The organism is Pirellulales bacterium, from assembly GCA_035656635.1.
Classification (GTDB): Bacteria; Planctomycetota; Planctomycetia; order Pirellulales; family JADZDJ01; genus DATJYL01.
The window spans coordinates 1-18,796 of sequence record DASRSD010000160.1; the positions used below are offsets into that span (position 1 = coordinate 1).

Genomic DNA, 18,796 nt, shown 5'->3' on the forward strand with positions numbered 1-18,796 from the left:
CGTTTGAATCTCGGTTGCCGCCGCAGTAATTGCACCGAGTTGCTTCGCTTGTTCCAGATTGGCAGCCGACTGGATTCGGCCAATGCCGACAATTTCTTTCGCTAGCCCTCGCTTGCGCAAGGCCAATCCGATCGAGCCACCGATCAATCCGACGCCGATAATCGCTACTTTATTCCAGTGATGCATGGTCACTATCCTGCCATAATGGCGACGCCTCTTCCAACCCCGGAGTTCGGTAGTGTTCGGCCGCAGTGGCGATTTGGCGGCCAGCGGTGGTATAATTTGGGCAGACAATTCTCTGGAAAGCTTGTTCTCCGCAGGTGTTCCCTATGACACGTGTCACGATCGACAGTTCGCTGCAAGCGAAATTGACCGGCACCGATCCCCTGATCTTGTGCACCGAGACGGGGCAAGTCCTCGGATATTTTCATCCCGTGCCCCCGCCGGGAACGATCAAATCGCCGATTTCCGATGAGGAGCTTGAGGAACTCCGCAAACAACGCACCGGTACTCCGTTGGCCGATGTGTTGAAGCGGATCGGGGCGACATGAAGTATACCGTGCTGTGGACGCCAGCAGCTGAAGAGCGCTTAGCGAACATTTGGATGAGCGCGCCTAATCGGAAGGCAGTCCTGGACGCTACGAATGAAATCGATTTGCAATTGAAGTCGAATCCACTTGCGTACGGCGAATCTCGGACAGCAAACTCAAGGGTGGGATTTGTTTACCCGCTGGGGATCGACTTCGAAGTAATTGTCGATGACCGAATCGTTTTCGTATGGGCCGTGTGGCGCATTGACCACAAATAAATGCGGTGTCCCTACACTTCCGCTAGCTGCACATCGCCTTCCAAACCGGCGGCCAGCTTGTGCAAAGCTTCGGTTTCGATTTGACGCACTCGTTCGCGGGTCAGACCCAGCGCTTCGCCAATTTCTTTCAGAGTACGGGGCTCGTTGTCTTCCAGACCAAAACGCATTCGCAGGACCGTGGCCTCGCGGGCATCCATGGTTTGCAGCATGCGCATCACATGATGCAAATTGTCGCTGGTCAGCAACATTTCCTCGGGGGGCTTGGTGGTGTCGTCGGTGACCATTTCGCCCAACGACCAGCCAGCCTCCGGCTGATCGGTTTGTGGCGTGCTGTTGTAAATGCGGATGGCCTTTTTGATGATGGAAAGTTTTTTCCGCGGCAGCCCCAGGACGCGGCCCACTTCTTCCGGAGTTGGTGAGCGGCCAAGCTCTTCGGTTAGCCGCGCGCTGGCTCGACGCCATTTAGAAAGCAGCTCCACCATGTATGCGGGAATGCGGATGGTTTTAGCGGAGTTGATGAGGGCCCGCTTAATCGACTGCTTAATCCAGTAGCTGGCATACGTGCTGAAGCGTGTGCCCATGGCCGGATCGAAGCCTTCGACTGCCCGCAACAGACCGAGATTGCCCTCTTCAATTAAATCTTGCAGCCCGAGGCCTTTGCCGGTGTATCCCCGAGCAATATTTACGACCAGCCGCAAATTGGCACGGACCATGCGGTCGCGGGCCTGCACATCGCCGTTGCCAATGGCAACGGCCAATTCCCGTTCCTGCGGCCCATTCAACAGCGCGGTTTCGTTGATTTCGCGGAGGTAGGTTTCCAGCGGCGTTTGAACGGCCGCGGAAGGCCGGCGACGAGTGGTTGGCATATCGGGTGCTATTCTCTGGTGTTCATAGTGGGTTATCGCGACGCAGCCCCCATAGAGACAATGCATGCCATCCGTGGGTTCCGTCTGCACAAACGTAGCTATCGACGTAGTTTTCTGATCTTCTCCAATCGCCTGCCGGCTCGACGATGTGAGCGGAATGTAGCCGGAATGCAATCGGTAGCGAAAAACACTACCAGTGCGGATTGGCGCGAATCGCCGATTGCGCCCGGGGCTGACGATTTTCTCCTGTTCAATTACACAATTGGTCGCATTGCATGGGTTCGGTCGATCGCTTGGGCCGCGCCAGGAACGGCTTGTGCATCCTGTACCGGTTGTATGCGAAAGGCGGCGGCGTGCAGCATCCCGTCCTGAGTGGGCGTTGGGCATCGAACTTGAGCCCACAGCAACAGAAAGCGTTATTTTGCAGGGGTCTGGAGAATCGCAGATTTATTTGCTCGGTTCCGAAGACTCGGCACAATCCCGTTTCTGCGTCGAACGCCACCTTTGCGTGCTAAATTCTCGTAGGCCATCAGGTTGAAGGCACGGTGGCCTACGATACCGGTCCGAATTAAATTCGATTTTCAACGAGCGATCGTCGGGGCAGCGCGATTGCATTAACCACTGCGCGCAGATTCCCCATGATCGTCATTCTCGGCGGCGTTATTGTATTAGGCTGCGTCATGGCTGGCTTTATAATGGCCGGCGGCACGATTGGCGCACTCATTCACCCGTCAGAATTCGTCACGATTGGGGGGGCCGCGATCGGCGCGCTCGTGCTGATGACGCCGATCAAAGTACTGAAAGATTTGTTCAAGGGGATGCTGGGCTGCGTCAAAGGCTCCCCCTTCAATAAGCAAATGTACAACGACATGTTTAAGTTGCTGTATGATTTGCTCCGCACGGCACGACGCGATGGCTTGCTGGCACTCGATTCGCACGTTTCCAATCCGCACGAGAGCGAGATTTTTAATAAGTATCCCAAGATTGCCGCCAATCATCACGTCGTGGAATTTATTTGCGGCGCGCTAGTTCCAGTGCTCGACGGAACCGCCAAGCCAGAACAATTGGCGGCCCTGCTGGAGGCAGAATTGCGAGTGATTGAAGAAGAACATCACGCTCCGATTTCGGCCTTGGCAAAAACCGCCGACGCCATGCCGGGCTTTGGCATCGTGGCGGCTGTGCTAGGCATTGTGGTGACCATGGGCGCCATCAACGGACCGGCCGAAGAAATTGGCGAAAAAGTGGGCGCCGCGCTCGTCGGAACGTTCTTGGGAATTTTGATTTCCTACGGTTTTTTGGCCCCCATGTGCGGACGCATGGAATTCCTGGGCAAGTCCGAACTCGATTTTTTCAAAACGATCGCTTGCGTCATTTTGGCGTTCTTCAACGATTTACCCCCCAAGGTGGCCATCGAACAAGGCCGCCGCGGCGTGGCCAGCGAATCGCGCCCCAATCGAGAAGAGTTGGAAGCGCTATTTAAGGAAGCGGAAGCAGGATAAGCAAACATGGCAGGCAAAGGCGGCGGCGCTTGGAAAGTGGCTTACGCGGACTTTGTGACCGCGATGATGGCGTTTTTTTTGGTGATGTGGATCACGGCCCAAAGCAATTCCGTCAAGCAAGCCATTGCCAAGTACTTTGAGCATCCTTACGATGCCGCTTCGCGCTCGCCGGTGGAATCCAAAGGCAGCTCCGGCGCGTCGCTCATTCCGTTGCATCGCGAAATGGATGGCGTGCCGCCGCGCAGCAACGCCAAAGGAAAATCGGCGCTTGGCGGAGGGATGATGACCGACGATCAGCCGCCTGACCCGGCCAGCGCGCCGAAATCCGGCGGCGTGAAAAAACGGAGCGGCTTCATGCTCCGCAGCTCCGATCAATCAGGAATGGGCAATGTCATTGCGTTTCCCGGCGACTCGGCGGAATTGGACGCCCGAGCGAAACAAGCCATCAACGAAATGTTTCCTGTGTTTTTGGGAAAGCTGAACAAAATTGAAATCCGCGGGCACACCAACGAAGTTCCAGGAACCGATCCAGCTGCCAGCGCTAAGATGTGGCAGCTTTCCTATGAGCGGTGCGTGGCGATCATGCGATATTTTGTGCTACACGGCATCGAGCCCAAACGCATTCGCCTGAGTCAGACCGGGCCTGACGAATCGCGGGCCGACGACGATGACTTCCGCGACCCCTCGCAAATGGCGCGGGTTGAAGTATATATGTTGCCGGAGTACGTCGACAATTTTATCGCTCAGACAAGGCCCGATGAGAATAAAACCGAATCGAAAGCGGATTCTTCGGCCGATCGTCCAATTGCAAACCCCACCGCTGATCAGCCCGCTTGCAAGAAAAATTGATCGCGTGCAGGCGGTCCTCATCGCGAAAATATAAAAAATAAGCCCGTAGTTGCCATCTCCGGGCTTATGCATTTTCTATAGAAATTAATATCGCCACATCGAGCAAGCAAACCCGCGGTCCTACTCTCCTGCGGGTTGAATTAGCGGACCGCTTTTGCCGACGCCGCCTTTGAGTTCAGTTGCCGGAGTGCCTGTTCCGCCGCTCTTTTCACCGTTTTCGGCGGCGGCTTCATTTTCCGCTTCCGCGGCTTCGTGCTCTTCGGTCCATTGCACCCGCTTGCGCGACAAGCCGATTTTGCGTTCTTCGGTGTCGACCCGCAAAATTTTCACTTCAATTTCGTCACCGACTTTGACAATTTCCTCCGGGTTTTCCACCTTGTGATCGGCCAACTCGGAAATATGGAGCAAGCCTTCCAGGCCATTTTCCAGCCCCACGAACACGCCGAAGTTGGTGAGCTTGGTAACGGTGCCCTTGACGATTTGACCCGATTGGTAACGGCTGGGAATATCGGTCGCCCAAGGATCGTCTTCCAGCTGCTTAAGGCCCAAGGCGATGCGGCGGCGCTGTTGATCGACCGAAAGCACCTTGCATTTGATTTTTTGCCCTTTCTCGACCACCTCGCTAGGATGGCTGATTTTGCGGGTCCACGACATGTCGCTGACGTGGAGCAAGCCGTCGATGCCTTCTTCGATTTCGATGAAGGCGCCGTAATTCGTAAGATTCCGCACGGTGCCTTCCACCAAGGTGCCAATGGGGTAGCGGTCGGCGACTTTGTCCCAGGGGTTATCTTGCGTTTGCTTCATGCCCAGTGAAATTTCGTGCTTTTCTTTGTCGATTTTAAGCACGACTACTTGCACTTCGTCGTCGATGTGCACCAATTCGTTGGGATGGCTGATGCGCTTGGTCCAGGACATTTCGCTAATGTGCACCAATCCTTCGATGCCTTCTTCTAACTTCACAAAAGCGCCGTAGCTCATGACGTTGACCACGGTGCCCTTGTGGACCGAGCCGACCGCGTACTTTTCTTCCACGTTGTCCCACGGGCTGGCGGTTTTTTGCTTCAGGCCCAGGGCGATTTTTTCCCGTTCCCGATCGATGTGCAAGATTTGGACTTCGACTTCCTGGTCGATCGCCACCATTTCTGACGGATGGCCAATGCGACCCCAGCTCATGTCGGTAATATGCAACAGGCCGTCGATGCCGCCCAAATCGACGAAGGCGCCGAACTCGGCAATGTTTTTCACGACGCCGGTGCGCAGTTGACCTTCCTGAAGCGTTTCCAGGAGCTGTTTTTTCTTTTCGGTTCGTTCTTGTTCGATCAGGGCGCGGCGGCTGACAACGATGTTGCGGCGCGATTCGTCAATTTTGAGCACTAAGCACTGAATGGTGCGGCCCACGTAGTCGCCAATGTCGGACGGGCGGCGAATATCGACCTGGCTGGCGGGCAAGAATACGTTCACGCCGCTGACATCGACCAGCAAACCGCCTTTGATTTTGCGTGTGACCGCGCCCGTCACCACGTCCCCCTCCTTGACCGAATCCATCACCTTGTTCCATTCCTCAATCTTGCGTGCTTTGCGCTTGGACAAGGCAATCAGGCCGCGGGTTTCCAAATCGGTGCTTTCGTCAACCTCCTCAATCAGCACTTTCAGTTGCTGGCCAATTTGCGGCGGGTCTTCCGTTTCATCCCATTCGTGGCGCGGAATTTGACCTTCGCTTTTGAAACCGACGTCGACCAGCACAAACTCATCGTCGACTCGAATTATGCGCCCCTCGACAATGGAATTTTCATTGGGCTCGATGGTGGCCACGGCCACTTCGTTTTCGACGGCATCGGCCATGGCGGCCGCCACCTCTTGATCCAAATCTTCAACGTCGTACAAATCGCGAATTAAATTTCGATTAACCATGAATGTTCTTTGCTGACGGATCCGGGCGTCTGATCACGAAAATATCCGGCCTAAGATCGGCATCGCCGTTTTCCAGCTTCGGCGCAACAGATCAGGAAACCCCGCGGTTGGGGGAAGATTGTTGCACGGCCTGCTTGCTCCACGAAAAGCGAAATTCGTGGAAGCCGTGCCGCCGAAATCAAAAGAAACCAGTCCCGGGTAAGTGCCCCCTTTAAGCCCGACGCCGTACGTAGGCGTCGCAAACAGGCCGCCGAGGGTAGCCCAACAATATATCAGGCTTTTGGCGGGCCGACAATCGCGGGAAACACGGAAATCTTACACCTGCTTCAACTTCCGACTCATCCTACAAGCTAGACTTGCTGAGCAACAGAAGACCTAAAAAACCGAACCGCCGCAGCGACCCCCATGCCCGAGAACATAGTCGAACTGGAACGTTTTGTCGACCGAGCCGGGCCGCTTTACAGTTTGCCCACGGTGGCGGTGGAGATTTTGCAACTCACCGCGCAGCCGAAAGTCGATTTGTCGGAGCTGAAAAAATGCCTGATGCGCGATCCGGCGCTGGTCAGCAAAATGCTGCGGGTTGTGAATAGTTCGCTGTTTGGGCTCAGCCGAGGCGTTTCCGATTTGAATCAGGCGCTGGCGTTGTTGGGAACCAAATCGGTGCGGCTCTTGGTTTTAGGCTTCTCGCTGCCTGAAGAATTATTTGCAGGATTGACCGGCGACATTTTGCGCCGGTACTGGCACCACACCGCGATTAAGGCAACTGCGGCCCGCGAAATCAGCGAGTCGATTTACCGCATGCCGGGGGAAGAGCCGTTTATTGCGGGCCTGTTGCAAGACTTGGGCATGCTGGTGCTGATCCAGCAACTGGGCGAGCCTTACGTACGGTTTTTGGAACGGGCCTTTGCGAAGGCCGTTGATGTCAGCGCGGCTGAGACCGTTACGCTGGGCTTCGATCATGTGCAACTTAGCGCGCGGCTGCTTCAGCGATGGTCGCTGCCGGAAAACCTGGTGGCCGCTATCGGGGTGGGAAATTCGACGGAACGGATGGAAAAAATTCCCGATTCGCAAAAGGCGTTGCCGCAAATTTTGCACTTGGCCGATCTGCTGTCTGGCATGCTTGCCGAGGGGCGCACCGATTGGCTAGGCGGCCTGCTAGGCGTTGGCCAGCACTACCATCAGCTCAGCGGAACGCAACTCACGGCGTTGGTAAGCCGGCTGCGCGCAAAAGTCGATCAATTTAGCAACGTGCTGTCCGTGGAATTGCCGGCAGATATAAATTACGAGAGCATTCTGGCCGAAGCTTATCGCCGCTTGACAACCGAGGCCGATTCGGCCGCCACAGATTTATCGGCGATGCAGCAATTTGAGACGGCGGGGATTCCAGTCGTTGCAGCGGCGAACCTCGCGACCAACGATGCTCGTGAAGAAAGCGCCGTCCTAGGCGATGCGGCCGCGCTCAGCGAAGCCGTTCGCCGCTTTTCGCAACAGGCTGCTAAAAAAATGCCGGGCAAATCGCTTTTATTTGCTCGCACGCCAGCCAAGGCAGCTTTGCAGGCAATGCCAAAACATGCCGGCGCACCCTCGCCTGCGATGGCGACCACGGTTTCGCAGGACTCGAACGGCAGCAGCACGCTGCCCAGCGTTGCACTGTCGGGAACGGCTACGCAGTCTGCGGCGTCCTTGAAAAACGTCGCGGTGACAGAAAACAAAGCGGGCATCAGCACGGAATTGCTCCGCAGCGTGGAGCAAGCCATCGCCACCTGCCGACGAACACGACAGCCGTTGAGTTTAGTTTTGGTGGAAATCGACCAGTTTGAAGAATTGTCGGCCAAATGGGGCGGGCACGAATGTCTTCGCTTGGCGAAATTGGTGTCGCTCACTTGTAGCTGCGTGGAACACGCGCACAACGTTCAATTACAAACCAATGAATGCCGCTTTGCTTTGGTGCTGCCGAATTGTGATCGGCCGGGAGCTGGAGAAATTGGCCACCAAATTCTCAGTGGCATCCGCCGCCTGAGCCAGCGTCACCGCGATGTGGCCGAGGCCAAATTGAAGATTAGCGTGGGCGTTACCACGGTGGCGATGTTGGCAAAAAATTTCTTGCCTGCCATGTTGTTGGACAGCGCCGATCGTTGCCTGCACGCCGCCCAACTTTCCGGCGGGAACACATTGAAAAGCATCGACGTGCTGTGAGCCGAGGAGCATCGGCAGTGGCTGTGCTCAATGGAAGCGCCAATTGACGACCGATCACGGGCCACTGCCTGGTTTCGGTGCCATTTGCTATGCTGAATACATGAATCCTCCGCCCGTTCCGCCAGAATTGCCGCCGGCTGCGGACAATCCCTCCCTTTCGCCGATGACTACGGTTCCGCATCAGACGTTTCAAACGACGATGTCCACGGGCCCGGCCGCTTCATTTCCACCTGTGCCCATGCGGATGTTGGACGAAGTTGATTTAGGCATGCGGCCGCGCCGGCGTGTACTGCCGCTGGTGCTGTTTTTGCTCACTTGCTTTTTTACCTATGCTGCCGGCACCTATCATTGGCAGCCGGTCGCGTTTGGCCTGCAAATAGATCATCAGGGTGCAAATTGGGATTGGGACGCAACGTGGAACCAACTGAAGAATAACTGGCAAGACGGCCTGCTTTACATGAGCTGCGTGATGGCTGTGCTGCTGGCTCATGAAATGGGACACTTTTTAATGACCGTGCGTTACCGAGTGCCGGCCAGCTATCCCATTTTTTTACCCATGCCCATGATGCTCACCGGCACGATGGGCGCGGTCATTGGCATGGAAGGATTCCGCGCGAACCGGCGACAAATGTTCGATATTGGATTGGCTGGACCGCTGGCCGGCTTGGTGGTCACCATTCCGCTGGTATGGTTGGGCATTAAATTGGCCAATCAAAGCATTCCGCAGCACGGGGAACTGATTTTTGGCGATCCGCTGTTGGCCAAATGGCTCATCCGTTGGTTGCGGCCAGATATTGGTCCCAACGAAGTGCTGGCCCGCAATCCAATTTACATGGCTGGTTGGGTAGGCATGTTTGTCACGGGACTGAACATGATGCCGATCAGCCAGTTGGATGGCGGCCACGTGATTTATGCCCTGTTTTTGCGTCGTTCGCGCATTCTGGCGCGCGGCTTTTTGCTGGGAGCTATTGCGTTCATTGTTGTCACCGGCAAAGTCGAGTGGACATTAATGGTGGTCATTGTCACGTTTATTGGGGTCGATCATCCGCGGACCTCCGACGACTCGGTCCCTCTGGGCCCTTGGCGAATATTTCTCGGCATTGCATCGCTGGTGCTACCGATCCTGTGTTTCACGCCGTTTAAATTAGGAAGCGGCTAGTTACCGGCCCGTTTTCGGCCACGCATAGCGCAAAACTAATCCGAGCAAAATCATTGCCGCGCCGGCAATCGTCCACCCGCCAGGTTTTTCGCCACGCACTAGAAAAGCCCAGAACGGCGAAAGAATTGGTTCTAGCAAACCAATGGCGGCGGCTTCTTGGGCAGAGATTAAGCGCAGCCCGCGCCCAAAGAGCGTATAAGGCAGCGCCATCTGGAAAAAGCCGAAGCCCGCCAGCAGCGGCCATTGCCAACCGCTAGGCCATAGTCCTCGCCACAATACAAAGGGTGCAATGACTGCCGCGGTAACTAAATGGTTGATGCTCACTAACCAAAACGTGTCTTCGCCTCGCAAGTTGCGAAAGAAGATGACGACGCCAGCGTAACTCAGCGCCGCAAGCAACCCCCACACCACGCCCCAGTGCGATTCGCTTCCCGCTTCGTGAAACAAAATCAAACCGATTCCCAAGGCGCCCGGCACCAAGGTAAATAAATCTCGACGATTCACCGGATCTCGCAGCACGAGTGTGCCAATGCCAAAAATCCACCACGGCGCCGTGTTTTGCAGCCAGATGGCATTGGCCGCAGTCGTGAGCGACATGGCCGAAAGAAATGTCACGTTCATTACGGCAAAGCAACCGGCCATCGGCAACAACTTGCCGGACCAATGCGGCCTGCGCACCGCCGGCAGAATCAGCAGCCCTGCGAATAATGCCCGCCAAAAAGCCAGCAAAACTCCGCGCTCATCGCTCGGCCAGGAATCAAAGATGGGATTCTTGGCAAAGAATCCACTGGAACTCCACATCAAGGCAGCGGCTGCCACACACAGCCGACCAGCCAGCGGATTGGGAATTGTCGCTGGAGTTGCTGAAGTGAAATCCTCTGCCGGAGGGAGCGATGGCGGCGGGCCGGCTTCACTCATCCCGCACCTGCTCGATGGCCGCACGGTAACAAAAGTCGAACAGGAGTTCCCATTCCCGAAGTTGGATTTGCCGGCACAACTCCTCCACGGCGGAACCTTTCTTGCTGGCCGAAACCAAGTCGACAAACGCAAATGGATTCCAATCGGTTTGCTGCAGCAGAAATTTTGTCGCCGGATCGGGCGAATCGACAGCGGCCTCCTTCGCGGCGTTGCACAATGTCGCAAATACAGGATGCCGGCCGACACGTCGAAACCAATATTTGGCGTTGTCGTAATCGGGCTCGCGCCGATGCATCATGCCGTGCCAAAAACTGCCTGTGGCATTGTGAATTTCCTGGCTGATTGTGTGCGATTGGTCAAGAAAGTTGAATCGCAGCCACAGCCCCGCCAAACAAGCTTGCGCCAGCGACCGATCTACGATGTGATGCCCCACAAATGCAGCCTCCAGCGATTGCGTACTGGACGAAAGAGCTTCCAAGGATTTGCGCTGTACTTCCACGGGCCGACCGGGCCCTAAGGAATTTACCGGCGCTGTCTCCAACAGCGAACCCAAGACGGGGCCGTAATCGGTCGGATTGAAATGCGGTGTCATTTCAATCCTTTGAGCGCTTGATTGATGCTGCCGAAATAGACGCCGGCCAGGCGGAAAATGAGAACAATGATCAATCCCGCTACTAAGCACCAAACGAGCCAACCGGCTAATTGGGATAAAATGGCGAATGCGCTCCGGCTAGCCTCCAATTGTTGCTTGGCCAAAATGGCCAAAGTTTCTGGCAATCGGCCGCTTTCTTCGCCCACTTGCACGGCATGCAACAGTTCGATGGGGAACACGCCGGCCTCGGTCAAGGCTTCGTGAATGGGATGGCCGCGCGTAATGACCGCCTCCATTTGCGGCGCCTGATCAATGAATTCTGCGTTGTGTGTGCTTTCCACGGCAAGCTGCAGTGCACGCTTTACATCCAACGCGGCATCCAGAGCAATGTGCATGGTCCAAGCGAAGCGCGCCACGGCCAAAGTCCGCAGGGCACTGCTGATGGCCGGAATGCGCATGACAAGCCGCTGAATCGGCCGTGCCCACAGTTGTCCGGTGACCATTGCGCGATAGAGCAGAAACAAGCCGCAGCCCACGAGCCCGAGGAATACACAATACACGAACAAGCCAAGCTCGCCGGTTAAGCCCAGCCCCAGCAAATCGGTTTTCGCACCGGTCATGCGGCCGATCACCGCCGACATCCAAATCAGAAAACCAATGACGGCCAACGCGATTGCGAGCTCAGCAAGAGGCCACGCGACCGTAGCCATAAACACGCGCCGCAGGCCAACCTGCCCTTCGTAATGTTCGGCCAACTGCTTGAGCACTTCCGGCAGGTGGCCGGTTTGTTCTCCCAGCGAAACCACTTCGCGCATCAACGGCGGAAAGTAATCGCCCGTTTCTTGCATGGCGGCGGCAAACGACGAACCCTTGTTGACCATGCCGCTCATGCGCTCCAACCGTTCGCGCAAGCCGTAGGGCGATCGCCTCGCTTCACTTTCCAGGGCGCGGCGGACATCAATGCCTGCCTCCAGCGACAGCGACAAACGGCGTAGGCATTCTGCCAGTTTTTTGGTGGCCGGACGGGGAGCAAATAAATCGGCGAATGACATAGCGCTTACCGATGGGCGAAATGACAGACTATTCATTTCCAAGCATATCTAGCCGGTTTGGCACGGGACAGGGCGCGAATTCGTTGAAATCGGCCCGGCGGGGAAGTACCATCAAAGTGCGGGGGGCAAGTACTCCATTGCGGACCGAGTTCATCGATGATCCGACGCTTTTCGTTACTTACGCTAGCCGCGCTACTCGCCGCACCATTGCTTAAGGGCCAGCTGGTTCTTGCCGATGCGCCTGCGGCGGAACCGATTGGAACCCCTGCTCCAGTCGCCACAACACAGGAGGGAATTGCCGTCGAGGAATCTTTGGATGGCACAGGCGACTATTCATCACCAGGTGGCTTTCACATATTCACTGCCGTGCTGGCCACGCGCCGCTATGGCCCCGTGGAAGAACCGCCGGATGAATTTTATACCCTCCGCAACGCCCATGAGCCGGGATTTGATTGGTCGGCGGGTTTGGCCGGCGGCTGGGGTTCGGGCTACGGTTACGGCTATCCAAATTACGGATTCGGATTGGTCGGCTATAATCGCTACGGATACCGTCCATGGTACACTTCGCCCACGCCATACGTTTGGGGAAATAAATTCCCCTGGTATTCGCCCGGTGGGTTAGGACCGAACATATATCAACCGTGGTATTTGTGGCCTAATCGCCTTCCCTGGTACACGCCTTACGGCATCGGGCCCAACATCTATCAGCCATCGTACACCTGGCGATCGTACTACCCGTGGTATTCGCCTTACGGATCAGGGCCGAATATATACACACCGTCGTGGCAATACGGCGGATGTTTCTATTGGTAGCGAAGCGGTGCATATGCAGCCGATGAATTGATAGAGAGTTGCCGCTGCCAAACTCGTTCTTTTGGACAAAAGGGAATTTGTCGTGCGACGATACCTCATTGCCGCGGTGCTGGGCCTCGGTTTATCGATGGGCCGGTTTGCAACCACGGCCAGTGCCGACGAATGCCCACGCTACCTAGTGCTGCAACCATTGTACGGTGGTCAAGCTACGCGCATGCCTGCCCACGCTTATGCCTATGGATGGTTCGGCGCACCGACGTCGTCGGCCAGCACCTGGCATCGGACCTACGACGGCACCGGATTGTGGTGGACTTTTTACCCGTGCCGGTAACTTAAATTTGCTTGCTCCTCCCTGCCCTGCTGTTTGGCCCGGAGTTTTGCAAGCGAGCACTACCTGCCGAATCCGACGAAGAAGCTGAAGTTTTGCACTTCGTCGCCATTCGACTTGGAAACCGGGAATGCCACGTCCAGTGCAATCGGCGCAGGACCCATTGCCGGAACCGAAATTCGCAGCCCGAAGCCCGGCGACACGCGCACGTTGCCCCAACGAACATCGGGCTCGACCGTGCCGAAATCGCAGAAAATGACTCCCCGCAACGCATCGTCAGCCGTAATGGGGAATAAATATTCTGCGGTGCCCAAGGCCATGAAATCGCCGCCCAAGCCCACGCCATCGGAAGCGCGCGGCGTAACTCCGCGGAATGCAAAACCGCGCAAGGTGCTGAAACCGCCGGCGTAGTAGGCGTCGTAAATCGGCGTGTCCGATCCGCTAACATCAAGCTGTGCGCCAATGCCAATGACGTGGCGGCCCGATTGATCTGCCCGTTGATGCAATAGGAAATACTGCTGCCCTTGCAAATCAACACGCGGATATTGGAAGGAGCCAATCACTTCTTCAAACGTGGCGGAAACTAAATGTCCTTGCGTGGGCAAAAACGGACTGTCGCGGGTATCGTGCGACATGCCTAGCGAGAAGCCGTACAGGGCATTGTTGCCCAACACTTCTTGCAGTTGCGGCGGCGGGCTTGCCACGGCGTTGTAAATTTGCACTTGCTCGCCGCGGAAGCCAACCGTGCCCTTTAAGTCGGGCGTGAAGGCGTAACCTAAGCTGGTTGTGCCGCCGACGCGGCCTTCGGTCCAGCTTTCATAAATTCGGGTGAAGTAGTACGCGGAAATGCTGAACTGCACCGGCGTGTCGAAGATGTACGGATCTCGAAACGTAGCCGCATAGCGTTGGAGTTCTGTGCCGGGATCGGCCTCCAAGCGGAACTGTTGGCCACCGCCGCGCCAGGCAGTGCCGTCGGTAATTGTGTCCCAGGAGCGCGGCAAGCGGGTGATGTCAAAGTTTTGCTCATCGAGCACAAAGTTGCCGACCAAGCCGGCATCGGAGTTAATGCCAGCGCCGATCATCAAACGGCCGGTCATCGTTTCCTGGGCAGTCACGTTCAGATCAACAGACGGATCACCTTGCGGAATGACCTGGTAGCCCACACCCTCTGCTGGAACTTGTGGTGCAGCCCCCGGCGGGGGCGCACCATACCCTGGTGGCGGTGCGCCATATGCGGGCGGCGGTGCGCCATAAACTGGCGGCGGCACGCTGGGCGAGCCGGAATAGCCCGGTCCGAATGCATTGCCCCCGCTGGTGGCAAAACCTGGCGGATAAGTGTTAGGAGGAGGCGCAGATTGCGAATAAGCCGGCGGCGGGCTCGTGTAATTGGGCTGTGCCACAGGCGGCGATGAATATACCGGCGGTGGCGGCGAGCTCATCGGCGGCGGGCTGGCCTGATATTGCGCATTGAATGCCGGTGTCGAGCCACCCGAATAACCAGCGTTGGAGTACGGGGTGGTTAACGGCGCGGCTGCAGTTGGCGGCGGCGCGATGGGTGACATGGCGGCACTTGGTGACAGCGGACGAGCTCCAGGCGGCAAATAATTGGTCGAAGAACTAGCCGACGGAACGTTCCACGCCGAGCCAGCCTGTTGGGCCGCCGGAGAATTCAAGCTAGACCAGTCGGAACTGGCGCCGGTTGCCTGATATCCACCTGTGCCATAACCGGAACCGGGACTTTGAAAGCGCGCCTGTTGAATGCCGGCATCCACTTGCCGACCCGAATTCGGCTGCGAGGGGGTGAAAACTAGCAAATTGTTTCCGGCGGAATCTTTCGCCGAGGTAATGTCGATTACCACTTCGTCGTCATCGGGCGATTGTCCGCGGTAACTGTCGTAAACCCCGCCGGGGGGACCGGCCCCAGGACCGGAACCGACGCCGCTTCCATAACCGTTGCCGTATCCACTTCCAGAATTTGCGCCGCTGCCGAAGCCGTTGTAACCACCGCCGCTGGAGCGCGCGCCCCGACGGTCTGGGTTTCTGCTGTCAGGCCTTTGCGCTACGCTTTCTTCGTTGTCCTGGCTGCTGTCGGGCTTATTGAACGCGATTTTTGGCGCGCTGCCTTTGGTAGGATCTACGTTGAAGAGCGCGCTGGCGCGCAAGCGACGCTCATCTTCGCGAATTTTTTTGGTGTCGACAATGTCGCCTGGATGAAGCGACAACCGATCGTAAATCACGGTGTGCTTGGTGTGCGCGTCTTCACCGGCGATGTTCACGTTGATTTTGCCCACGCGGTAACGCTTGCCTTCGGCCACGTTATAGACCAAATCCATTTCGGGCTTATCTTCGAGCAAGCGGGTTTCGGCCTGAACGTCGGAGAAAATGTAGCCGTGCGTGCCATACACGTCGCGGATGGCCACGAGATCATGGTCGAGCGTATTTTGGTTGAAATCTTTTCCGGCGGTTTGCTCCAGGCCTTTGTTCAAGTCCGCGACTTTGAACTTTTCGTTCCCAATGAACGATACATTGCGAATTTTGAACCGCGGACCTTCGTCGACGATGTAAGTGAGCGAGAGCCAGTCTTTATCTGCGTTGTATTGCAGATCGGGGGAAATTTTTGCGCGGAAGAATCCGAGGCCGCGATAATAGGCGTACAGCTTTTGCACGTCGTCATCGATTTTTTTGCGATCAACTTTTCCGCCAAACAGCCACATTACGCCGGGCTTCACGGTAATTTGAGTTCGCAACCGGGCCGCACTGGCGATGGTGTTGCCTTGAAAGCTAACCCACAGCACGCGCTGCGATTGCCCTTCGTCCACCAGGAACACGGCGCGGCGATCGTTGGGCTTGTCGCCTTCCAGCGTGGTAAGCACTACGTGGTTGTATCCCTTTTCGTGATAGTACGATTCCACGCGGCGCCGGGCCTCTTCAATCGCATACGGATCGAGCGGTTGTCCCTTTTCCAATTCCGATTTTTTCCGCAATGTTGGCGTTCGGATATCTTGATTGCCCACGAACCACACCTCTTCGATCGTGGGCCGTTCCACGACCTGGAAGATTACTACAATGCCGCCGGGCACCGCCTGAAATTGCGACTTCACATCGAGAAACTTGCGTGAACTGGCCAAGGACCTTACGTCTTCTTGCACCAAGCGTGGATCGAATGGCTGGCCCACGCGGGTGCTCAGTTTCGGCATTTTTGCCATCGGCGTGGTGTGGTTTCCTTCCACCCGCACTTCGCGAACAATGGTTTCTCCCGCCTGCGAAGTGCTTGTGGAAGACGACACGGTCGGCGCGGTCGGAGGCAAGGGATCGGGCATGGCCGGCGCCGTGTACGTGGGAAACTTGGAACTCGAGGCCGAATTGATTGGCGGCATCACTGGTCCCGCCGAGGCAGGCTCAAAACTAGGTCCAGAGAGGCTTGGTGTTGCCGCCGGATTTCTCGAGGCCATCATTGGCACGCTACCTGAAGAACCAGGCGTGGCCGGTTGCGGCATGGCGGCTGACGAGAGGGGAGCGTATGCAGGCGGCGGGGTGTATACGGTTGCGGCCCCAGCCGGCGCACCGGGAGTCATTGGAGCAGCGCCCGTCGATGCTGCCGGAACATAGGCCGTGGGTGGCGGCGTGTAAGAGGGCAACGGCGTGAGGCCGCCCGATGCCGATGCGGATGGAGGCAACGGGTATGAAGATCCGTCATAAGAGGAATTCTGCGCCGGCAACAGGCGCACGTCAACTGTTAGCCCAGCGACCAGCGCCAAGCTGCCGACAATCAGGCGGCGGCGGAGTGCGACCATCAGGTTCGCTTCCCTGCGACGAGTGTCATGCACTGAAATAGAAGAACAAGACAAGTATTGCAACCAATTACTCCAACCCAGACCGGGCTGAATCAATTGCCTCGGGCGCACACGACAAGTCCACACACCGGCCATCGATTCCAGATGGCAGCGCAGGGTCCGCCCGAAGGGTGCGGAAAAATACTGCAAACCGCAATCACCGGCAAGGCGAAGTAGCGAGAAATCTACGGTGACAAGCGAAATGGCAGCCTTGGCAAGTTGCACAACGTGCTAGCAGTCGCGGCGTGTACTATTTGCAACGGTTTACTGAGCGGAAGCTGATGTCGGCGTGGTTGACCTCACGTCGCTGCTCAAAATATCGAGCCGTTCGACTTTGACCGGCCGAATTTTGCCCTGAGTTTCCGTAAGCAATTCCAGTGGATTATCCAGCGAATTCGTGAGCTCCCGGAACTCGTCGCTGGAAGAAAATCGTCGACCATTCACCTCATAAATGCGGTCATATAATTTTAGACTAGCCCGATCGGCTGGCGAACCAGGCGTAATTCCGACCAATAATACCGCATCGGGCTCGGCATCATCGACCCGCCACGCCAGGCCCAGCCGCACCGGTTCACCGGTGGGTTGAATGGTGATCGCCATCGGTTCGTCGTTTTTGGGACGCATAATTTTGATTGGCACCGCACCTCGCGTCGCCAGCACCAGTTGCCGTAGCTGCTCGACATCGTTCAGCTCATGGCCGGCGTAACTGATGAGGCGGTCGCCGGTTTTCAGCCCAGCTTTTGCCGCAGCGCTCCCCGCTGTGATGGCCGCTACTTGCACAATGCCTTGCTTGGCTTGCGCTTCGTCCCAGGCGATTCCCAATCGTCCGGAGGCGGGCGGCGATAATTGTTCTACGGTGGGTTGTGAAGCAGGCGATTCATCGCGCGAGGCCGTGCGAAATTTGGGCCGGATGGTTTCATCGGCTACTTCCAATGCGGTGCGGAATAACAATTGGCTCACTACTTTCAGCCCTGCCGAATTGATTTTGTCCGCTTTGTCGCTGGGACGATGATAATCTTCGTGCAAGCCGGTATGCAGCATCAACACGGGCACACGGGCAGCGAAAAACGGCTGATGATCGCTGTCAGCCTTCATCAACCAATCAAAATCGAGAACCAAGCCCGTTTCGTCATTTTCGCGGCTGAGCAGTTGTCGCCAATCGTAACTGGTGCGGCCACCATACACGATTACGCGGTTATTGCGCAACCGGCCGATCATATCGACGTTCAGCACCGCCGCGACATCGGCCAACTTGATCGTAGGATGCTCGATCCAGTATTTTGAACCCAGCAATCCCTCCTCTTCAGCATCCCACAACGCAAACATGACGCTGCGCTTGGGAGGCTGCGGAAGCTGGTTGAAGGCGCCGGCCACTTCCAAAATGCCGGCATCGCCGCTGGCGTTGTCGTCGGCGCCGTTGTGAATTTGTCCTAGCGGCCCAAAGCTGTTCGACGCCTTGCCATAGCCGATGTGATCGTAATGGGCCGTCACCAGGACATACTGCTTTTTCAATTCCGGATCGCTGCCTTCAATCCAGCCCAGCAAATTTCGCGAGTTAGCACCAAAGGGTTGATAGTAGCCGCCGTTTACTCCGCCGCCGCGCAATTTCAGCCGTTGGAATTGCTCGCCGAGATACGTTCCTGCTGCGCGGCCGCCGCGAGTGCCGGTTTCGCGTCCTTCCAGCGAATCGTCTGCCAACACGTTGACAATGTTTTGGGCATCATCGGCGGTGATCGATTCCATCGCTGTTTTGGCTACCGCCACGTCTGCCGCCGAAGCGAGTGACAAAGAACCGCTTCCCGGCAAATTCGCGCTCGGGATCAGGACAGTCGCTGCTAAACCGACGAAAAAGGCGCGAAACTTTGCCATGGCGGACTCCGAGATTGCAGCGAGGCTTTTGGCGGGGAAAGAAATGGCGGCGAATTTTTGCGCGGCGGCGCGGCGTTTTAAAAATACCTTAAAAATGCGCCCG

Annotated in this window: 16 protein-coding genes; 8 read left to right on the forward strand and 8 right to left on the reverse strand. The window is 56.7% G+C overall.

What is annotated here, in order from left to right:
• On the reverse strand, window positions 1-186 hold a 186-nt coding region (locus VFE46_16430), incomplete at its 3' end, for a hypothetical protein (protein ID HZZ29585.1).
• A gap of 143 nt (window positions 187-329) precedes the next feature.
• Between VFE46_16430 and VFE46_16435 the strand changes: the two genes are divergently transcribed.
• Entirely contained in the window at window positions 330-551 is a 222-nt protein-coding gene (locus tag VFE46_16435; protein HZZ29586.1) for a hypothetical protein, read from the forward strand.
• A 268-nt stretch (window positions 552-819) separates the two neighbouring features.
• Here the strand turns inward: VFE46_16435 and VFE46_16440 are convergent, their stop codons facing one another.
• Window positions 820-1,674, reverse strand: coding sequence for an RNA polymerase sigma factor RpoD/SigA (locus VFE46_16440; protein HZZ29587.1), 855 nt, complete (start codon window positions 1,672-1,674; stop codon window positions 820-822).
• A 638-nt stretch (window positions 1,675-2,312) separates the two neighbouring features.
• Between VFE46_16440 and motA the strand changes: the two genes are divergently transcribed.
• Together motA and VFE46_16450 are read left to right on the forward strand one after the other, a co-directional pair.
• Complete coding sequence (motA, locus tag VFE46_16445) at window positions 2,313-3,173, forward strand: flagellar motor stator protein MotA (protein ID HZZ29588.1); 861 nt, start codon at window positions 2,313-2,315, stop codon at window positions 3,171-3,173.
• Window positions 3,174-3,179: 6 nt separating this feature from the next.
• Window positions 3,180-4,022: a flagellar motor protein MotB gene (locus tag VFE46_16450; GenBank protein ID HZZ29589.1), complete on the forward strand. Its 843-nt coding sequence runs from the start codon at window positions 3,180-3,182 to the stop codon at window positions 4,020-4,022.
• 120 nt (window positions 4,023-4,142) lie between these two features.
• Here the strand turns inward: VFE46_16450 and VFE46_16455 are convergent, their stop codons facing one another.
• Complete coding sequence (locus VFE46_16455; GenBank protein HZZ29590.1) at window positions 4,143-5,933, reverse strand: 30S ribosomal protein S1; 1,791 nt, start codon at window positions 5,931-5,933, stop codon at window positions 4,143-4,145.
• A 405-nt stretch (window positions 5,934-6,338) separates the two neighbouring features.
• On the opposite strand from VFE46_16455, the gene VFE46_16460 reads away from it, so the two are divergent.
• Complete coding sequence (locus VFE46_16460; protein ID HZZ29591.1) at window positions 6,339-8,129, forward strand: HDOD domain-containing protein; 1,791 nt, start codon at window positions 6,339-6,341, stop codon at window positions 8,127-8,129.
• Between the two features lie 100 nt (window positions 8,130-8,229).
• The gene (locus tag VFE46_16465) at window positions 8,230-9,288 is read left to right on the forward strand and encodes a site-2 protease family protein (GenBank protein ID HZZ29592.1); all 1,059 of its coding nucleotides are present in this window, start codon (window positions 8,230-8,232) and stop codon (window positions 9,286-9,288) included.
• On the opposite strand, the gene VFE46_16470 is transcribed toward VFE46_16465, so the two are convergent.
• From VFE46_16470 to VFE46_16480, 3 genes are read right to left on the reverse strand one after another with little or no spacing between them, the layout of a single operon-like run.
• Window positions 9,289-10,206, reverse strand: a complete 918-nt coding sequence (locus tag VFE46_16470; GenBank protein HZZ29593.1) for a DMT family transporter — start codon at window positions 10,204-10,206, stop codon at window positions 9,289-9,291.
• Complete coding sequence (locus VFE46_16475; protein ID HZZ29594.1) at window positions 10,199-10,798, reverse strand: hypothetical protein; 600 nt, start codon at window positions 10,796-10,798, stop codon at window positions 10,199-10,201. Before VFE46_16475 ends, VFE46_16470 begins: the two co-directional genes overlap by 8 nt.
• Window positions 10,795-11,850, reverse strand: coding sequence for a type II secretion system F family protein (locus VFE46_16480; GenBank protein ID HZZ29595.1), 1,056 nt, complete (start codon window positions 11,848-11,850; stop codon window positions 10,795-10,797). The genes VFE46_16475 and VFE46_16480 overlap by 4 nt, the downstream gene beginning before the upstream one ends.
• A gap of 156 nt (window positions 11,851-12,006) precedes the next feature.
• Here VFE46_16480 and VFE46_16485 point away from each other — a divergent pair, with 156 nt between their 5' ends.
• Together VFE46_16485 and VFE46_16490 are read left to right on the forward strand one after the other, a co-directional pair.
• Window positions 12,007-12,663: a hypothetical protein gene (locus VFE46_16485; GenBank protein ID HZZ29596.1), complete on the forward strand. Its 657-nt coding sequence runs from the start codon at window positions 12,007-12,009 to the stop codon at window positions 12,661-12,663.
• An 82-nt stretch (window positions 12,664-12,745) separates the two neighbouring features.
• Window positions 12,746-12,994 (forward strand): hypothetical protein, encoded by a 249-nt coding sequence (locus VFE46_16490; protein ID HZZ29597.1) that lies wholly within the window; start codon window positions 12,746-12,748, stop codon window positions 12,992-12,994.
• Between the two features lie 59 nt (window positions 12,995-13,053).
• Here the strand turns inward: VFE46_16490 and VFE46_16495 are convergent, their stop codons facing one another.
• Window positions 13,054-16,278 carry a BamA/TamA family outer membrane protein gene (locus VFE46_16495; protein ID HZZ29598.1) on the reverse strand — a complete coding sequence of 1,075 codons (3,225 nt, stop codon included), beginning with the start codon at window positions 16,276-16,278 and terminating at the stop codon, window positions 13,054-13,056.
• Between VFE46_16495 and VFE46_16500 the strand changes: the two genes are divergently transcribed.
• Window positions 16,265-16,600 carry a hypothetical protein gene (locus VFE46_16500; GenBank protein HZZ29599.1) on the forward strand — a complete coding sequence of 112 codons (336 nt, stop codon included), beginning with the start codon at window positions 16,265-16,267 and terminating at the stop codon, window positions 16,598-16,600. The genes VFE46_16495 and VFE46_16500 overlap by 14 nt on opposite strands.
• 488 nt (window positions 16,601-17,088) lie before the next feature.
• On the opposite strand, the gene VFE46_16505 is transcribed toward VFE46_16500, so the two are convergent.
• Window positions 17,089-18,693 (reverse strand): M28 family peptidase, encoded by a 1,605-nt coding sequence (locus tag VFE46_16505; GenBank protein HZZ29600.1) that lies wholly within the window; start codon window positions 18,691-18,693, stop codon window positions 17,089-17,091.
• Window positions 18,694-18,796: the final 103 nt, after the last annotated feature.